Source organism: Candidatus Poribacteria bacterium, from assembly GCA_021162805.1.
In the GTDB taxonomy this organism is placed as follows: domain Bacteria; phylum Poribacteria; class WGA-4E; order B28-G17; family B28-G17; genus JAGGXZ01.
In genome coordinates this window covers 1-15,004 of the sequence record JAGGXZ010000178.1, presented here as the reverse complement: position 1 = coordinate 15,004, position 15,004 = coordinate 1, and the positions used below count along the sequence as shown (strand labels likewise).

The 15,004-nt window shown below is 53.3% G+C and carries 18 protein-coding genes; 3 read left to right on the top strand and 15 right to left on the bottom strand.

The annotated features are described in order from the left end of the window. Window positions 1-71: 71 nt before the first annotated feature. The 13 genes from trpS to J7M22_13710 all read right to left on the bottom strand — a co-directional run bounded on the left by trpS (window position 72) and on the right by J7M22_13710 (window position 11,397). The gene (gene trpS, locus J7M22_13770) at window positions 72-1,052 is read right to left on the bottom strand and encodes a tryptophan--tRNA ligase (protein MCD6507673.1); all 981 of its coding nucleotides are present in this window, start codon (window positions 1,050-1,052) and stop codon (window positions 72-74) included. A 15-nt stretch (window positions 1,053-1,067) separates the two neighbouring features. Continuing rightward, the gene (locus tag J7M22_13765; protein MCD6507672.1) at window positions 1,068-1,730 is read right to left on the bottom strand and encodes a site-2 protease family protein; all 663 of its coding nucleotides are present in this window, start codon (window positions 1,728-1,730) and stop codon (window positions 1,068-1,070) included. Beyond that, a complete protein-coding gene (locus tag J7M22_13760) occupies window positions 1,721-2,983 on the bottom strand; it encodes a CCA tRNA nucleotidyltransferase (protein ID MCD6507671.1) in 1,263 nt (420 codons plus the stop codon). Before J7M22_13760 ends, J7M22_13765 begins: the two co-directional genes overlap by 10 nt. Before the next feature lies 1 nt (window position 2,984). Next, window positions 2,985-3,881: a site-specific tyrosine recombinase XerD gene (xerD, locus tag J7M22_13755; GenBank protein MCD6507670.1), complete on the bottom strand. Its 897-nt coding sequence runs from the start codon at window positions 3,879-3,881 to the stop codon at window positions 2,985-2,987. Further along, the gene (gene dtd / locus J7M22_13750) at window positions 3,881-4,330 is read right to left on the bottom strand and encodes a D-tyrosyl-tRNA(Tyr) deacylase (GenBank protein ID MCD6507669.1); all 450 of its coding nucleotides are present in this window, start codon (window positions 4,328-4,330) and stop codon (window positions 3,881-3,883) included. Before dtd ends, xerD begins: the two co-directional genes overlap by 1 nt. Continuing rightward, complete coding sequence (locus J7M22_13745; GenBank protein ID MCD6507668.1) at window positions 4,327-5,016, bottom strand: SagB/ThcOx family dehydrogenase; 690 nt, start codon at window positions 5,014-5,016, stop codon at window positions 4,327-4,329. Before J7M22_13745 ends, dtd begins: the two co-directional genes overlap by 4 nt. A 2-nt stretch (window positions 5,017-5,018) precedes the next feature. After that, window positions 5,019-6,005 (bottom strand): hypothetical protein, encoded by a 987-nt coding sequence (locus tag J7M22_13740; protein MCD6507667.1) that lies wholly within the window; start codon window positions 6,003-6,005, stop codon window positions 5,019-5,021. Window positions 6,006-6,011: 6 nt separating this feature from the next. Continuing rightward, window positions 6,012-7,187, bottom strand: coding sequence for a hypothetical protein (locus tag J7M22_13735; protein ID MCD6507666.1), 1,176 nt, complete (start codon window positions 7,185-7,187; stop codon window positions 6,012-6,014). Between the two features lie 74 nt (window positions 7,188-7,261). Next, a complete protein-coding gene (locus J7M22_13730) occupies window positions 7,262-7,984 on the bottom strand; it encodes a hypothetical protein (protein MCD6507665.1) in 723 nt (240 codons plus the stop codon). A 123-nt stretch (window positions 7,985-8,107) separates the two neighbouring features. Beyond that, entirely contained in the window at window positions 8,108-9,544 is a 1,437-nt protein-coding gene (locus tag J7M22_13725; protein MCD6507664.1) for an aldehyde dehydrogenase EutE, read from the bottom strand. Between the two features lie 15 nt (window positions 9,545-9,559). After that, window positions 9,560-9,856 carry a BMC domain-containing protein gene (locus J7M22_13720; GenBank protein MCD6507663.1) on the bottom strand — a complete coding sequence of 99 codons (297 nt, stop codon included), beginning with the start codon at window positions 9,854-9,856 and terminating at the stop codon, window positions 9,560-9,562. Window positions 9,857-9,880: 24 nt separating this feature from the next. Then, a complete protein-coding gene (locus J7M22_13715; protein MCD6507662.1) occupies window positions 9,881-10,591 on the bottom strand; it encodes a hypothetical protein in 711 nt (236 codons plus the stop codon). Continuing rightward, window positions 10,588-11,397: a class II aldolase/adducin family protein gene (locus J7M22_13710; protein ID MCD6507661.1), complete on the bottom strand. Its 810-nt coding sequence runs from the start codon at window positions 11,395-11,397 to the stop codon at window positions 10,588-10,590. The genes J7M22_13715 and J7M22_13710 overlap by 4 nt, the downstream gene beginning before the upstream one ends. Window positions 11,398-11,681: 284 nt before the next feature. On the opposite strand from J7M22_13710, the gene J7M22_13705 reads away from it, so the two are divergent. The 3 genes from J7M22_13705 to J7M22_13695 all read left to right on the top strand — a co-directional run bounded on the left by J7M22_13705 (window position 11,682) and on the right by J7M22_13695 (window position 13,695). Then, the gene (locus J7M22_13705) at window positions 11,682-12,080 is read left to right on the top strand and encodes a hypothetical protein (protein ID MCD6507660.1); all 399 of its coding nucleotides are present in this window, start codon (window positions 11,682-11,684) and stop codon (window positions 12,078-12,080) included. 140 nt (window positions 12,081-12,220) lie between these two features. Beyond that, window positions 12,221-13,018: a CPBP family intramembrane metalloprotease gene (locus J7M22_13700; protein ID MCD6507659.1), complete on the top strand. Its 798-nt coding sequence runs from the start codon at window positions 12,221-12,223 to the stop codon at window positions 13,016-13,018. Then, entirely contained in the window at window positions 13,012-13,695 is a 684-nt protein-coding gene (locus J7M22_13695) for a hypothetical protein (protein ID MCD6507658.1), read from the top strand. The genes J7M22_13700 and J7M22_13695 overlap by 7 nt, the downstream gene beginning before the upstream one ends. 75 nt (window positions 13,696-13,770) lie before the next feature. On the opposite strand, the gene J7M22_13690 is transcribed toward J7M22_13695, so the two are convergent. Then, on the bottom strand, window positions 13,771-13,920 hold the full coding sequence (locus J7M22_13690; protein MCD6507657.1) for a hypothetical protein: 150 nt from the start codon (window positions 13,918-13,920) through the stop codon (window positions 13,771-13,773). Between the two features lie 88 nt (window positions 13,921-14,008). After that, on the bottom strand, window positions 14,009-14,812 hold the full coding sequence (locus J7M22_13685) for a hypothetical protein (GenBank protein ID MCD6507656.1): 804 nt from the start codon (window positions 14,810-14,812) through the stop codon (window positions 14,009-14,011). Between the last annotated feature and the right edge of the window lie 192 nt (window positions 14,813-15,004).

Below are 15,004 nucleotides of genomic sequence, written 5' to 3'. Positions count from 1 at the left end.
GAGATCCCATATCGTCTAAAGTATATGGTCTTTACTCAGATCTTAGTTCCTTGTCGGAGAGGAGCGCCACACTAAAACAGTCCGATCGCCTCGCGGACCTCCTCCATCGTCTGTGAGGCGATTGTTCGGGCTCTGTGTGCGCACTCCTTCAATATATCCCTGACCTCATCCAGGTTCTCGCTCCAATAATTTCTCCTCTCGTGGAAGGGCTGGAGGTAAGTGCACAGGGCGTCGGCCATGTTCCGTTTACACTGCACGCATCCCAGCGCTCCGGATCTGCAATCCCTTTCTATCCGATCGATCTCCGCTGAGTTGTATATCCTATGATAGGCGAAGACGGTGCAAACCTCCGGATGACCGGGATCGTTCTTTCTGATCTTCTGCGGATCGGTGACCATCTGCATGACCTTTTTCCTGATCGTCTCAGGCGGATCGTTCAGATATATGCAGTTGCCGTAGCTCTTACTCATCTTCCTGCCGTCCGTTCCGGGCAGATTGGGCACCTCCGTGAGCAGCGCCTCGGGTTCGGGGAAGACCTTCCTTCCGAAGAGATGATTGAACCTTCTGACTATCTCACGGGAGAGCTCCAGATGCGGCAGTTGATCCTCGCCGACAGGGACGACTTCGGCTTTGTAGATGATTATGTCCGCCGTCATAAGAACGGGATATGCCAGGAATCCGAGAGATGGGCTCTGGCGGGTTCCCTCAAGTTTTTGAAGCATGTCCCTGTAGCTCGGCGTCCTTTCGGTCCATGGCACGGGCGTGACCATCGCCAACAACAGCATCAGCTCGGCGTGCTCCTTGACGTGGGATTGGACGAAGAGCGTGCTCCTTTCGGGATCTATCCCGGCGCTCAGCCAATCCACCGCCGCTTGGATCGTATACTCTCGCAGCATCTCCGTGTCGAGATGATCTGTCAGGGAATGCCAATCAGCTATGAAGGGAAAACACTCGTACTCCTCCTGTAATTTGACGCAGTTTTTCAACACCCCTTCCAGATGCCCCAGGTGAAGATATCCCGTCGGCCTTACGCCGCTGACGAGTCTTTTCATTCCGATCAACCTCCATCACATTCCGACCATTTTAGTCATAATCGTGAAAAGTCCGGCGGCTATGCCCCTGATAAAGATGAAAACCGGATTCGGTATCCTCAGGAGATATGGGATGAAGATCAATCCCATCAGCAGGGGCATGCTATATCTTTCGAGCTTCGCGAACTCATAGGCATGTCTGCGCGGCAGTATCCCAAGAAGTATGTTGAACCCGTCCAGAGGGGGAAGCGGGATCAGGTTAAAGCCAGCGAGATAGAGGCTTATCCAGACCGGTATGATCAATATTTTGCTCACGAGGTTCACCGTCAAGGGCGTGGGTTTGATGAGCAGCAGCCTTATCAGTATCACCCCTCCGAAGGCGAGCAGGATGTTCATCATCGGCCCAGCCAGCGCTATGAGGGCGTGATCCCTCTTTGGGTTCCTCAGGGATCTGAGGTCAACCGGCACGGGCTTCGCTCCGCCGAAGGCCGGCATGCCGGCCAGAAGCAGCATCAGAGGCAACAGTATCGTGCCGAAAGGGTCTATATGGGCGGCAGGATTGAGCGTCTTACGCCCCGCCATCTCCGCCGTCCTGTCCCCGAGCCAGCTCGCCACGGTCGCATGGGCGTATTCGTGAAACGAGAGAAGTATGATCACAAAGCCGAAGGAAAGGATCAAATTCGGTATGTTCAACGACACCGTATATACCCCCTGCTGATCAGGAATTCCCTCAATTGATACCTCGATTTCAGCTCGCCGTCAAGCTGGGCGTCAAACGCCTCCCTCAATATCTCGCCGAAGATCGGCCCGGGCTTCAATCCCATCTTTTTGAGGTCATCGCCCGATACGATCGGCTCGATATGCCTGAGCTCTTTGAGGTATTCGACGACAGAAGATTTTACCCGTTCATCACCCGTTTTGGCAAGTAAAAATAGTAGCGACTCGGGTGACCTCCCCTCAAACGCCCTGTATATCTCGCTTCTGCTCCTTCCCACCTCTACGCCTAGTATCTCCTTGGAATCCATCAATATCCGCTCCTCCTCCCTTGAGAGCGAGAACTCCCGGCAGATCGCCCTGATGGCATCAAGATGAAAGTGGCATATCATAGCGGCGAAATACACGAGAGGGAGATCTATCACATCTTCGATCCCCGATTTGCGCAGCAGATCCAACGCCCGACGTATCCCGCCGAAAAGGCGCATCGTCTCATCGGACGCGTCCACGTCGGGGCTGACGAAGCGAAGAAGTCCCACCTCGCGCATCCTTTTGATCGGCTTTTCGGGAAGATCCTCCGCCAGTATGAGCCTCATCTCATGCCAGATGCGTTGTCTGCTGACCTTGAACGGCATCTCATCATCTACCGCTCGCCTAAACAGCGAACTCGTATGCGGCTCGACGACAAAGTCGTATCTCGTTTCGAACCTCACGCATCTGAAAAGACGGGTGGGGTCGTCTATGAAGCTCATATCGTGCAAAACCCTGATGATCCCCTCTCTCAGATCCCTTAACCCGCCGTAGAGATCGACGATCTGGCCGAAGCGATTTGGATTCAGAGCCATGGCCATCGCGTTTATGGTGAAATCCCTTCTGAACAGATCCTCACGGATCGTTCCGGGTTCGACCTCCGGCAGAGCGCCGGGATGAGGATATCTTTCCCTGCGCGCCGTGACGACATCCATTCTCTTGATAGGGCCTTCTCTGAGCGAGAGAGTAGCCGTGCCGAACCTATCATATGAGATCACCTCACCTCCCATCTCGCGGGCCAGCATTTCGGCAAACCCCTTTCCATCCCCTTCGACGGTCACATCCAGATCGAGGTTCGGCACGCCGAGGATGAGATCTCTGACGAACCCGCCGACGGCATACGTCTGAATCCCCGCGTCCTCCCCTATCCTGCCTATTCGTCTCAAAAACTTCCGGATGTTTTCCGGAAGGCGATCTGCCAGCTTCATCCTACCCTCTGGGATGGAAGGTTTTGTGAAGGTCTCTGAGTCTCTCACGGCTTATATGGGTGTAGATCTGGGTGGTGGAGATGTTCGAATGGCCGAGCATCTCCTGAAGGTATCTCAGGTCGGCGCCCCGCTCAAGCATATGTGTGGCGAACGAATGTCTGAGGGTATGAGGTGAGACGTTCTTCTCTATCCCCGCCAGCTTTATGGCTTGCTTTATCACCTTCCATACGGCCTGTCGGCTGAGCTTATCCCCATTCCGATTGAGGAAAAGCCAGGGCTGAGATCGAGAGCCTGTAAGACAAGGTCGCCCCCTTTTAAGGTATTCCTCCAACGCCTTCAAAGCCGGGGTGCCGATGGGCACGAGACGTTCCTTATCCCCCTTGCCTTTGCATCTCAGATATCCCAGATCGGCCGAGATATCATCCGTTCGAAGCGATACGAGCTCCGATACCCTCACTCCGGTGGCGTAAAGCAGCTCGAGGATGGCTTTGTTTCTAAGCTGGATGGGCCTCTCCGCCCTCTCATATACCGAGAGCAGTCTCTCCACCTCATCGATGCTCAGCACCGTTGGCAGCCTCGCCCATCCCTTGGGCGGCTCGATCCCATCAACCGGAGATTCATCGATCAGTCTCTCGGCCATAAGAAATCTGTAAAAGCTCCTCAGGGAGGAGATATGGCGCGAGATGCTGCTTGAGCTCATGCCCCTACGGCTGAGCGATTCGACGTATCCCCTTATAATGTCCCGACTCACATCGCCGGGGAAACGCACTTTCAGAGATTCGAGAAAGGCGAGGAAATCCCTCAGATCGGTCTCATAAGAGGCGATCGTGTTCGGCGAGGCTCCTCTTTCAACCCTGAGATAATCTATGAAGTATCCGATGAACCTCTCGGGGGACATCAGAAGGACTTCCCGCTGTCCAGAAGTATCGTTACGGGGCCGTCATTTGTGAGGTTTACCTTCATATGAGCCTGGAACACGCCCTCTCGGGTGGGCACGCCTTCCTCTCTGAGGCGGAGGATGAAATAGGAATAGAGGACTTGGGCCTTATCGGGTTTCGCCGCCTGGGTGAAGCTGGGACGTCTCCCTTTTCGGCAATCGCCGTAGAGCGTGAACTGAGAGACCACCATGGCCTCGCCTCCGACATCGAGGACGGAGAGGTTCATCTTGCCCTTCTCGTCCTCGAAGATCCTCAAATTGGCGATCTTGTCCGCCAGATACTCGGCGTCGCTCTCCGTATCGCCCGCTCCGACGCCTAAGAAGATAAGCAACCCTTTGCCGATCCTCGAGACGATCTCTCCGTCGATGGAGACCGACGCCTCGCTCACCCTCTGAACGACGGCCCTCATCTTCTCCTCCTTCCGACGGGCATGATGTAAAGCGGCTCCTCCCCTTTAGGCAGGTTCAATATTTTCCTCACCTTGTTGTCATGGAACGCTCCCACGGCAACCGTGCCGAGGTTGAGGGCGGCGGCTTGGAGATAGACGTTCTGTGCGGCATGGCCGATCTCTATATGCACGTATCTTATGCCTCGCCTGCCATATCGCCACGTGGTTCTCTCGTAGATGGCCGTGAACACGATATCTATAGCTCCCCTCTTCACGCACTCCTGACCCAGCGCCGCCTTACTCAACTGTGACCGAAGGTCTCCGTCCATGAGTTTGACGATCACATGCCGACCCGGAACATAACGATACAGCCCCGGGGCGAGTCCATCGACGTTTCCCGCCACAAGGTAGGTCTCGAGAGGATACGTGGCCCCGGCGGAGGGGGAGGTCCTGAATCCGCGCGGGTCGGTAATGCCCTGAGCTGCCCACAGCAACTGTGAGACCTCCTGGAGCGTGAGCGGCTCATCGGTGTAATCTCGCACGGATCTTCTCTTGAGCAGTACCTCCTCGAGGGAAACGTCGCTTCGGTATCTGGGGTTGGGGAGCTCTATCTCCGATCCGGATTCCATACCTATATCTTGATCCCTCTCCTTACACGAAAAGAGGGCGAATATGATGACCGTTCCTGTCAGGATCAACCTGCCCATGGTCAAAACAACGGCGCCTCCGTCTCGCCGGGGGCGGCCGGCTTAATCGCCTCAGCCTTCCTGCCAGGAGAGGTTATGCTGAGGATAAGCTCGGGGGCGGTTCCAAACCCCGCGTTGAGGGTCGGTCCGCCGAACAGGTATTTAAGCCCAACGGCTATCGATGTGCCCATCTCGGAGCTATTCACCGCCCTTTTGGTGACTACATCTCCTATGCCGAAGAGCTGCTCGGTGAAGGCCACCTCAGCTCCGCCGAAAAAGTAAACCATGAGCGAATCCGCCGTTCTCTGAAGCTTCGAGGAGCTATACGCGCCGACGCCGCTGTGGAGCTTGAAGAGATTCAGCTTCTCCGTTCCGGCCAGATATATCCCCATGCCGAAGAAGGGGAAGCCGTCCGCGGGCGTGTCGTCCACGAACTGCCCGGCCGAATCGACCCTGTCATCGCCCGTATATCCGATCTCCGCCGTCGCGCCAACCGCCAGCGATGGGAGCCCATCGCCCATCTCGGGCTTGATGATGTATTTGAAGCCCAGGTTCACGTCGAAGATCGGCTGACGGTAGATCCTGGCGACCTTCATTTCCCCCTTGTGAACCTCATAGTAATCCTCTATGATCTTCTGCCCTTGATCCGTGCTGAGGGTCATGCCGAGGTTGAGATCCAATCTGTCGGAGATCCCGTAACAGAGCTTTAGAGGCACTAGGTAAGATTGAGCCTCGAACGACACGCTGTGCAGCTCTTTGAAGAAATCACCCACCACCACCTTCTGGAGGATCGGGTTGGATTTGGGATTCTGAGGTATCTTCTTCCTATATCTGATCATGCTAAGTGAGAACTGATATCCTCCGTCTCCGAGCGTCTCGGCGGTCGGGATCCGCATAAGCGCCGGCGTAGCCGGGATCTCGACCTTCACGGCGGTCGCCGGCTCAACAGCGAAAGTGAGCGTTAAGGGGATAATAAAAAGGATCAAAGAGGACAGCCTCAATCGGTCCATCATGCTTTACCTCCTCTGAGGGGATTGCCGGGATGGAGAGGATATCTCCGGAAGCGGGCTCTCGTCATACGATCCATCCTCCCTGGGCGTGTTGTCGAAGGCGGTTATGGCGTACTCCCTGAGGGATATCCCCGTAAGACCTATGACGTATCTTTCGCCCATAACTTTATATTTGGTGGCGTTTGGATCGTTGATGGTTGCCTTAAGCTCCCAGAATCCTCCGGTCGGATCACGACTGTAAATCCTGTATCCGGCGATATCCGGAACGTTCACCTTCTTCCAGATGATGGTGATGTTGTATACGTTCTGCCGGGGCTCAGGAATCATCCTCACTATGACGGGAGCTGGAGGGGGCAGATTAGGCGATTCGGCATAGAAGAGTTCAGATCGACTCTCAACGCCGAACTCATCGACGGCGACCACCTTATACGCCTTGATCGTCTTGTCCCTTTTGAAATCAATATCGATGAAATACTGTTCCTCGGGCTTGAGCGGATACAGTTTGTCGTATTTCAGCTCATACAGCAGATTCAGCTTCTCCGGCACCTCATCCTTGCTCCGAACGACCGCCCCGTAAACCCTGTATGCAGCGATATCCTTCGGCGGGACATAATCCGGCCACAGCAGCGTCACCCTCAAATCCTGAGGTTTGCCCAATATGGGTTTAATGGGAGGAGGAGGCACGCTGGGAGCGCCCCGCACGTAATGCCATACCACCGGAAGTTCCTTTGAGCTCGGCTCGTATTTGGGCTCAAGAGGCAAACTCGGATCGGGCACCTCCACCCCGTTTTCGTCCACATATGAGATCCTATAGATGTAAAAGAACCTTTCTCCGTCTCTCTTCGGATCGTTCTTGAGCCCCGAATCGACATACCTATACTCGGTCCTCTCCTCGCCGGTCGCCGGGTCGATCTCTACAGGTATCTCCGCTATCATTTTGAACTGAGGGACGGGATCGCCCGTAAAGGCTCTGTATATCCTGTATTCTTTTACGCCCTTAAGCCCGATTCCCCTCCACGAGATGGTTATCTGGCTATCCCCTGGGATGAGCGAGAGTTCAACCGGCGCTCCGGCCGTTCTGACGTTTTGAGGGTCAAACGGGTTTTGATGTAGATCCTCGGAACATCCGACGAAGATCCAAATTGAGGTGAAAACGGCGATGATCACCGACCGCTTCTTCATGTCTGTTTTTCCTCCGGATAGATCCGACAGGGATGGGGCATTCGGTGACATCCGCCCCATCCCTTATCGGCAGCTCAGAATCTCACCGTGGCCGGCTGTGCCATTCTGATCGCCATGCTATGCTTGAAATTGAAAACGAATTCCGTGGACTCATATCTCCCCGTGGGCTTTTCAGGAACGAAGGTTATGGGGACGTGAACGAAGACCTTCTGTGCCCTGAGAACCGTCATGGTGAATGGGACGAATCCCTCAACCTTTTCGCCGGGCTTCACCGTTTTATCGGCGGGGAGTCGGGTTTCAAGCAGGATCTCCCTGGCCTTATTGAGCCCGTTCTTGACGGAGACGTCCATCATCCTTCTCATCCTAAACCTTTCGACCAGAAGGTCGTAGGTCAGAGGGATATACTTGTTCTCGCGGTTATCCACCATATAGAACTTGGCAGGATCGACGATGATCTTCCGTTTGCTGTTATTCTGGATGGTGATGTAGAAAACATCGACTTTCTCGCTCTGCTTCCAGGATTCCTTGTAATAGAAGGGCGAGGTCATGGACCCGACGTTGAACCTTCTGTCAAGGTCATATTTCCTCCAATATTGGACGGAGATGGTCACGTCATCTTTGGTGATCGTGATCGTCTTGGTCTTCGGATCGACCTTGGCCTCGGGGGGTTGTTCCTCCGAGGGAGATATAGGCGGCAGATTTCTCAGCGCCTGCCCTTTGATGCAGCCGTTCAGGGAGATCAGGCCTAGCAGGGAGAAGGCCATGAGGGCGACTATAATCATTCTGGCTTTATGCATCGATCTCCTCCTTACTTTCGATTTTAACCTCCCCGGTTTTTATCGCCTGGGGAGGCTACGTATCAAAGACAGAGGTAACCGCCATCACAGCGGTTGAATCTCTCATTTCCCGTTCACCCCGCTTTATGGAAGGGTGTTGACTGAGATGCCTTTAACCAGGGTTACACGCCTTTCGCGGGTAAACGTGGAGGGTTTGGTAAATCCCTCCCCTGTTGATCCTGCCATCGACATGGCTACGAATCCTTCTCCTTCCTCTCCGACGCACGCGTATGAAGGCCCGTTGACCACAAGCACGGTCGTCCGGATCGCCCTCGCGAACTCGGTTATCCTGGATATGTCTCCGGAGTGGATGATCGCCGTATGTCTATTGCCGCCCTCGGTTTTGACGGCCATCTCGAGCGCCTCCCTGAAATCTCTGGCCCTGACTATCGGGACGATCGGCATCAGGAACTCCTCGACCACGATCGGATGATCTGGATGTGTTTCGAATATCAACACCTTGACCTCATCCCTTGTTCTGATGCCAGCTCGTTGAAGGATATAGGAGGCATCCTTGCCTATATATTCTCTAGCGGGATGTCCGTCCTGAATGACCAGGGATTCGACCGCCTCCAGCTCGCGTCCTTTCAACAGATAACACCCGTTTTCGATCATCCCTCTGATGAACTCGTCCGCGACGCTCTGGAGGACGAAGACAGATTTCTCCCCTATACAGAGGATATTGTTGTCGAAGAAGGAGCCTTCGGTCACATCTCTGGCCGCCTTTGCCACGTCCGCGGTCTCATCCACCACAACGGGTGGATTTCCAGGACCGGCAGCTATGGCCTTTTTGCCGCTTGAAAGCGCCGCCCTCACGACGCTGCCACCGCCTGTGGCGACTATCACGTCCACATCGGGATGATCCATTATCTGCTTGGCCAGCCTCAGGTTTGGCTCTCGCATGGCCACCATCAGATTCGGGGGACCGCCTGCTTCGACGATGGCCTGGTTCAATACCGTCATCGTCCTGATGGTGCATTCTTTAGCGCCGGGGTGTGGGCTGAATACGATGGAATTTCCGGCGGAGATCATGCAGATCCCGTTGTTGATCACGGTAGAGGTCGGATTGGTGATAGGGCAGATGGCGTTTATCACCCCGAACGGTGCGCGCTCGACAAGGGTCATACCATTATCGCCCGTCTGAACTTGAGGGAGGATATCCTCGACCCCGGGCGTATAGAGGGCGGCATTTTGGTTTTTTATCACCTTGTGCTCATATCTGCCCATCTGCGTCTCCTCGACGGCCATCCTGGCAAGCATCTCAGAGTTCTTCAGGGCGGCATCCCTCATCGCCTGTATTATGCGTTTTCTCCCCTCCATACCGATCTGCATCAACTGCTTTTGAGCCTCCTTAGCGACCTTTACCGCCTCGTCAACATCATCGAAGACGCCTTCCCGCGAGGTTCTGACCACCGGTCTGGAGGGCTGCGATGCCCTTTCGGGCAAGCTCCCCTGTTCCCTCAGGGAGCGCACAACCTGTATCACGATCTCCCTTATCTTATCCTGATCTATCTCAGCCATGGCACTCCCCTAGATTCAAATTTCGCTTGTCTCGCCTGAGCCGCCGGGCAATATGGACTCCACCTCGGAGTGAGGTCTGGGTATAACATGGACGGATACGAGTTCACCGACGGCCTTAGCTGCCTCGGCTCCGGCCTCAACTGCCGCCTTGACGGCGCCGACGTCGCCTCTCACCATAACGGTGACGTATCCGCCGCCGACCAGAACCTTGCCGATAAGCTTGACATTGGCGGCCTTGACCATGGCATCGGCCGCCTCGATGGAGCCGACCAAACCTCTCGTTTCGATCATCCCAAGCGCTTCATTTGCCATTTTCCCATTGACCTCCTGTTAGTTTCAAAAATACCTCCTCAATTTCTCTATGCAATCCCTCATATAATCGTCATGCCCGTATCTCTCCTCGAACACCTTGAGTATCTCCCTAGCGGCGCGTCTGTTTCCCTGAAACCCGCTGAGTTTTCTGTCGACGAGCCCCAGGTAGAGGAAATGGATAGACTTATCCATCCCCTTCCTCGGCTCATTTTCCGTGAGGGACTGAAGCCTTTCCACGTCGAAGACCTCCGCCACCTGCCTGAGCATCAGCCGATCCTCGCTGTAAAGCCCCGCGGCGAGAAGCCTGACGAGAATGCACGGATTATCCAGCTTGGCCTCAACTAAAATCCCTCTCTCCCTCACCTTCGGATACTCCTCGCTCATCCTCCCGAGGAACATTTCCACCTGATTTCTGGACTCCTTTGAGAATTTCCCCAATTCCTCCATATATTCCAGGGCATCCATAACGTCGGTCCCTGCCATAAACCGCGGCAGATTATAGCTTATATCCTTCAACACCTCGGTGTTCCTCGCCCTTTTAAGCTCACGGACCGTCAGATCGATGAGCTGATGAAAGGTCTCGACGTATCCCTTCAGCTCGGGGTTTTCACTTAGAATAGTTTTGGGCAGGAAGCTCTCAGGGAACACCCTTTGAGCGTCCTCATTCCAGCCCCTTCGCACATAGATGCTGGGTATGCCTTTAAGCTTTTTCACCCATGACCACAGCGATCTCATGATCTTTCAAGCTCCTTCAGCACCATCTTAGTGATCTTATCGATCAGCTCCTCGTCGGATATCCGAGAGACTGACTCCTCGGCGGGCACGTTCAAAGGGATACCATCGACGAACGCCTGTGCTGCCTTGAGCACAGGACACTGATCGCATAGCGGGTTCTTGGTGGAAATTCGGAGCCTCTCCCTCAATTCCATCAATCTCCTCACATCCTCCTCGCTAAGCTGTCTCGGCCCTCCCAACGATCGGGCTATCCAGAGGATATGGGCGAAATGTTCCAGTGTCTCCATCTTGTAATACGCCCCGTAAACATCGGGTCCCACCGTCAGAGCCCCATGATTGGCCAGCAACACGGCATCACAGCATCTTATATACTCGCCCACCTTATCAGCCAGCTCCTCGGTCGATGGCGGGGCATAAGGGGCTATCGGGACGATGCCGAGTGTGAGGATCACCTCGGGCAGGATCAACTCGTCCAGGGGGATGCCCGCCACGGCGAAGGCCGTGCTTATCGGCGGATGGGCGTGAACGACCGCCCTGACATCCGGCCGTTCCCTGTAAACCCTGATGTGAAACTTTATCTCAGATGAAGGGTTAAGATACCCTTCGAGCTTCTCCCCCTCCATATTGACCTTGACGAGCTGGTCGGTCGTCAGAAATCCTTTGCTCATCCCCGTCGGCGTGGCGATCACCTCATCATCGGAAATCCTCACGCTGACATTGCCGTCATTCGAAGCCACGTATCCCCTGTTATATATCCTCCGGCAGACCTCTACGATGTCCTTCCTGTATTCTCCCTCGCTCTTCATCGCATTCCCTGTCATCTGAAATCAGAGAAATCTTATCACAATCTTTCCCCAACGTCAAGCTAAATTCTCCCGATGCAGGACTTCTCACGTTATTTTATCCTTTCCCCTTTATTTGTCAAGGCTTTCTCACAATTCTGTCTCCCCCACTTGTCTATTTCCCGCTTCATAATCTGCTTCCCATGACCCTTTCTCAAACTGGGAGTGGATCAGCTGCTCTATTTTTCTTGACAGGCTGATTCTAGTGTTGTAGTATTTAGATACTTCTTAAGCCGAAGGAGGATACCATGAGATTGATCTCTCTGATTGCCTTGGTGCTTGTCTGTGCTTTGACGCTCAACCCGATATTGGCCTTGGCTCAGCAGAGAGCTGAGATCGAAGAGGCAAAGGCAGCGGCCGAAGCCGACGCAAAAGCTAATACGAATACAGGTCTGTGGTTCGTCGCCGGATGCTTGGGAGGATGGGTGGGATTGCTCGTCGCTTACATCTATCAGCCATCACCGCCCGCTTCAAGATTGCTGGGAAAATCGCCGGAATACGTAGCCGCTTATACCGATGCATATAAGGACGCTGCTAAAAGGATTCAAGTTAAGTGGGCCTGGACAGGATGTCTTGCCTATGCCGCGGGAGTATTAGCATATGTGGCTTTGGCAATGGCTGCCTCGCTTTCAACAACTGCGGAGTAGAATCCTCCATGAAGCATCTCCTCATCATCCCAATGCTGATTCTCTCATCCATTTTTCCATCTAACGCTGAGTGTGAGTATGAACCCTTTGTGATGGGCAACCTAAATGTTTTTCCAGGCCTCGGTCATGCCTGGATGGGGATGTGGAGGGAGACGGTCAAGGATTTGACTTGCACCTTATCACCCCTGACCGCAGGAATAGGTTTAGCTCTTGCCATGGACGATCATGACGGCGATTCCCTCGACCTTCCCTCTATGAGAGCCGGTGTGATCGCCGCGCCTATGCTCTTTACCGCTCAGAATATGTGGTTTTACGGAATGTATCGGGCTTACCGAGATGCTCTCAAGCTGACCGATCCGTCTCAGTCGGCAGAAGGATTAAACCGGCTTTACGGAAAACCCTTTGACTCGAAACTCCTCCGATCTCCTCCTGTGTTTCTAGGCGTTATGGGCTTTACAGGTTTAGCCACGGGTTTGATGTTTATCCTCGACCACTATCATGTAAGCCTTCTCGACAGGGATAGGGTTGATATCTTCGGCCTCAAATCTACACCTCAGATTGGGCTCCTCCTGCATGCGGGATACTATGGAGCCCTTTTCTCAGGGGTCGGCGTTGGCGAAGAGGCGTTGTTCCGAGGGATGATACAGACCGAAATCGAAAGAGCCACTGGTTCACCTAAGCTGGCTATCCTGGGACAGTCCCTGATATTCGGACTCGCCCATGCACTTAATTCGGATGAACCTGAGGAGAGGCTTCTATCGTCCATCTGGACAAGTCTCCTAGGAGGGTATATGGGTTTGATCTACAGGAAAAGCGGGGAAGATCTGGGGTCCTCAATGGCTTTTCACTACTGGTATGACGTTCTGCTCAGCATGGCAAGCTATATCCTCGATCCCGATACAGGAGCTTTGACCTTCAAGGTGGGATACGGATGGTGAATTTATTTCTCATCCCCCTTCTTATCATAATGATAGATACCGATAGCTTCGTCGTGGACTTTCATAGGACAGTTTTCGAAATGAACAGAGCGGATCTCACCTCTGGAAGGATATACAAGCTTCCCAATGGTTTGATCCATGTCGAGGTGAATCAGCCTCTGAGACAGATTATGAGGCTTAAGGGAAATAAAATGCTGATATATTATCCTGATAGAGGAAAAGCCTTTAGGATTATATCGAGCTCCCCTTTCCTCCTTCCCTTTGTAAATGCCATTACGGTCTCGATATATCCCCAACGTCAACTCGGTCGTAAGGGATTTAAGCTCGAGCGTTACGACAGGCAAGGAGACAAAATGTACATGTATTGGATCCCCCCTAAAAAAGCGCGTAAGCAGGTCGGATCCCTTGTCCTATGTATGAAGTCGGGAAAGGTGATCTATACCGAGACCAGAAGCCCAAAAGGAGATATCATATCCAGATCGTGGTTTTCAAATTACATTAATCTCTCCGGATATCCTGTGCCTACAAAGCTTGTATCAGAGGTAAGATCAAACGGAAAGCTTACCCGCGAGGAAGTGCTTTTCGAAAAGCCCATCTTCAACCCACCTATTCCCGATAAAGTCTTGAACTTCTCCATACCAACATCGGTCGAAGTTAAGGAAGTGAAATGGAAGTAGGATAAAGCTGGGAGTTAGATTAGAAATCCCGCTTTCTTGCGGCCAGCCAAGATTAGCCTATCTTTCACAGCGCCGTTACAGTTTAAACCTCGTCCATCCCTGCGCTTTCTGTTCCTCGAGCAGCTCCATGTTCGGTGTGTGTATCTTCGATTCGGGGTTGAGACAACTTAGATCTCCATACCCCATATCATCGGCAAGGATGAAAACGATGTTCGGGAGTTTCATCCGATTTCTACTTCCTAGAAGCTCATTCCTAAGCCGTTGGGGGTTATTATATCCTGAAGATTTAAGCGTTTCAACTTCGCTTGAACACCTACTCTTTCAAGCTGAGATGCTCCAGATCCACCTCGCTGAACATCTCCTCCTCGCTCACCGTGAGTCCTCTCTCCTTGTTCCTCTCCCTCATCCTTTCGTCCCTCGCCTCCTTAGACCTCAGCCTCCTCAGCTCTTCCTCACGCGGCCCTTCAAGAGCCGTCTGCAGGAATAGCTCACGCAGTATCTGGATGAAAAGGCCCTCATCCGCCGCCCAGATCATATCCGCCAGTATCCTGGCCCGTTCGTCGTAGTAGATGAGCCCCTCCGGATTTATGACACCCTCTTCTATCAGCTCCCATTTGTACTCTCCGCCCTTATAGGCGGGATCGATATCTATCCGATCTCTGAAAAGCTCCACAAGGATGTCGATGCTGACCCTCGTCAGGAGGCGATCGATATCCTCGAAATCGAGGTTGATAAGCTCGAAGAACCACAGTTCCAGCATCTCCTCGTTTAACTCCCCATGCTCGTCCCAGATGGTCATGTCGATCATTTCCTCCAACTGCTGAGGCGAGACCGCTGAGAGTATGCCGCAGGCAAACCCTGTGCCCAGGAGGGAATCCACGACCTGAAGCACAACCTCGATCTTGCTTTTCTGCACCAGCTCCGTGCAGTCGGGCACGAGATAGTAAAGCTCCTCGCGTTTTTGAGGATCAGGTGTGGCCTCGATTATGGCGAGTTGCTCCTCGATGGAATATCTCTGAAAGATCTCTGAGGCCTTCAGAGGATGCATCATTAGCAATCTTTCCCCCTCGATCTTCGGATCAAGCAGCTTTATCCTATCATCTTTCTTCCTCTCCAATTATGAACCCTCCCGATATACCGTATTTAAACCTCCGTTCATATTATCGCTGAGTTGATTACCAGCGTACGGGCGAAGAATCTTTCGCCCCATTCGCATCAAGTTAAGAATCGCCAAGAGCAAGTAAGATCTGAAAAGTTGCCGGATGAGCACGACGTTTGTTCATGCGACATGTTTGCTCTATCAACTCCT

Coding starts and splice junctions, on each gene's coding strand:
- trpS (MCD6507673.1), bottom strand. CDS start 1,052: ATGAAAAGACTCGTCAGCGGCGTAAGGCCGACGGGATATCTTCACCTG.
- J7M22_13760 (MCD6507671.1), bottom strand. CDS start 2,983: ATGAAGCTGGCAGATCGCCTTCCGGAAAACATCCGGAAGTTTTTGAGA.
- xerD (MCD6507670.1), bottom strand. CDS start 3,881: ATGTCCCCCGAGAGGTTCATCGGATACTTCATAGATTATCTCAGGGTT.
- dtd (MCD6507669.1), bottom strand. CDS start 4,330: ATGAGGGCCGTCGTTCAGAGGGTGAGCGAGGCGTCGGTCTCCATCGAC.
- J7M22_13745 (MCD6507668.1), bottom strand. CDS start 5,016: ATGGGCAGGTTGATCCTGACAGGAACGGTCATCATATTCGCCCTCTTT.
- J7M22_13740 (MCD6507667.1), bottom strand. CDS start 6,005: ATGGACCGATTGAGGCTGTCCTCTTTGATCCTTTTTATTATCCCCTTA.
- J7M22_13735 (MCD6507666.1), bottom strand. CDS start 7,187: ATGAAGAAGCGGTCGGTGATCATCGCCGTTTTCACCTCAATTTGGATC.
- J7M22_13730 (MCD6507665.1), bottom strand. CDS start 7,984: ATGCATAAAGCCAGAATGATTATAGTCGCCCTCATGGCCTTCTCCCTG.
- J7M22_13725 (MCD6507664.1), bottom strand. CDS start 9,544: ATGGCTGAGATAGATCAGGATAAGATAAGGGAGATCGTGATACAGGTT.
- J7M22_13720 (MCD6507663.1), bottom strand. CDS start 9,856: ATGGCAAATGAAGCGCTTGGGATGATCGAAACGAGAGGTTTGGTCGGC.
- J7M22_13715 (MCD6507662.1), bottom strand. CDS start 10,591: ATGAGATCGCTGTGGTCATGGGTGAAAAAGCTTAAAGGCATACCCAGC.
- J7M22_13710 (MCD6507661.1), bottom strand. CDS start 11,397: ATGAAGAGCGAGGGAGAATACAGGAAGGACATCGTAGAGGTCTGCCGG.
- J7M22_13705 (MCD6507660.1), top strand. CDS start 11,682: ATGAGATTGATCTCTCTGATTGCCTTGGTGCTTGTCTGTGCTTTGACG.
- J7M22_13700 (MCD6507659.1), top strand. CDS start 12,221: ATGTGGAGGGAGACGGTCAAGGATTTGACTTGCACCTTATCACCCCTG.
- J7M22_13695 (MCD6507658.1), top strand. CDS start 13,012: ATGGTGAATTTATTTCTCATCCCCCTTCTTATCATAATGATAGATACC.
- J7M22_13690 (MCD6507657.1), bottom strand. CDS start 13,920: ATGAAACTCCCGAACATCGTTTTCATCCTTGCCGATGATATGGGGTAT.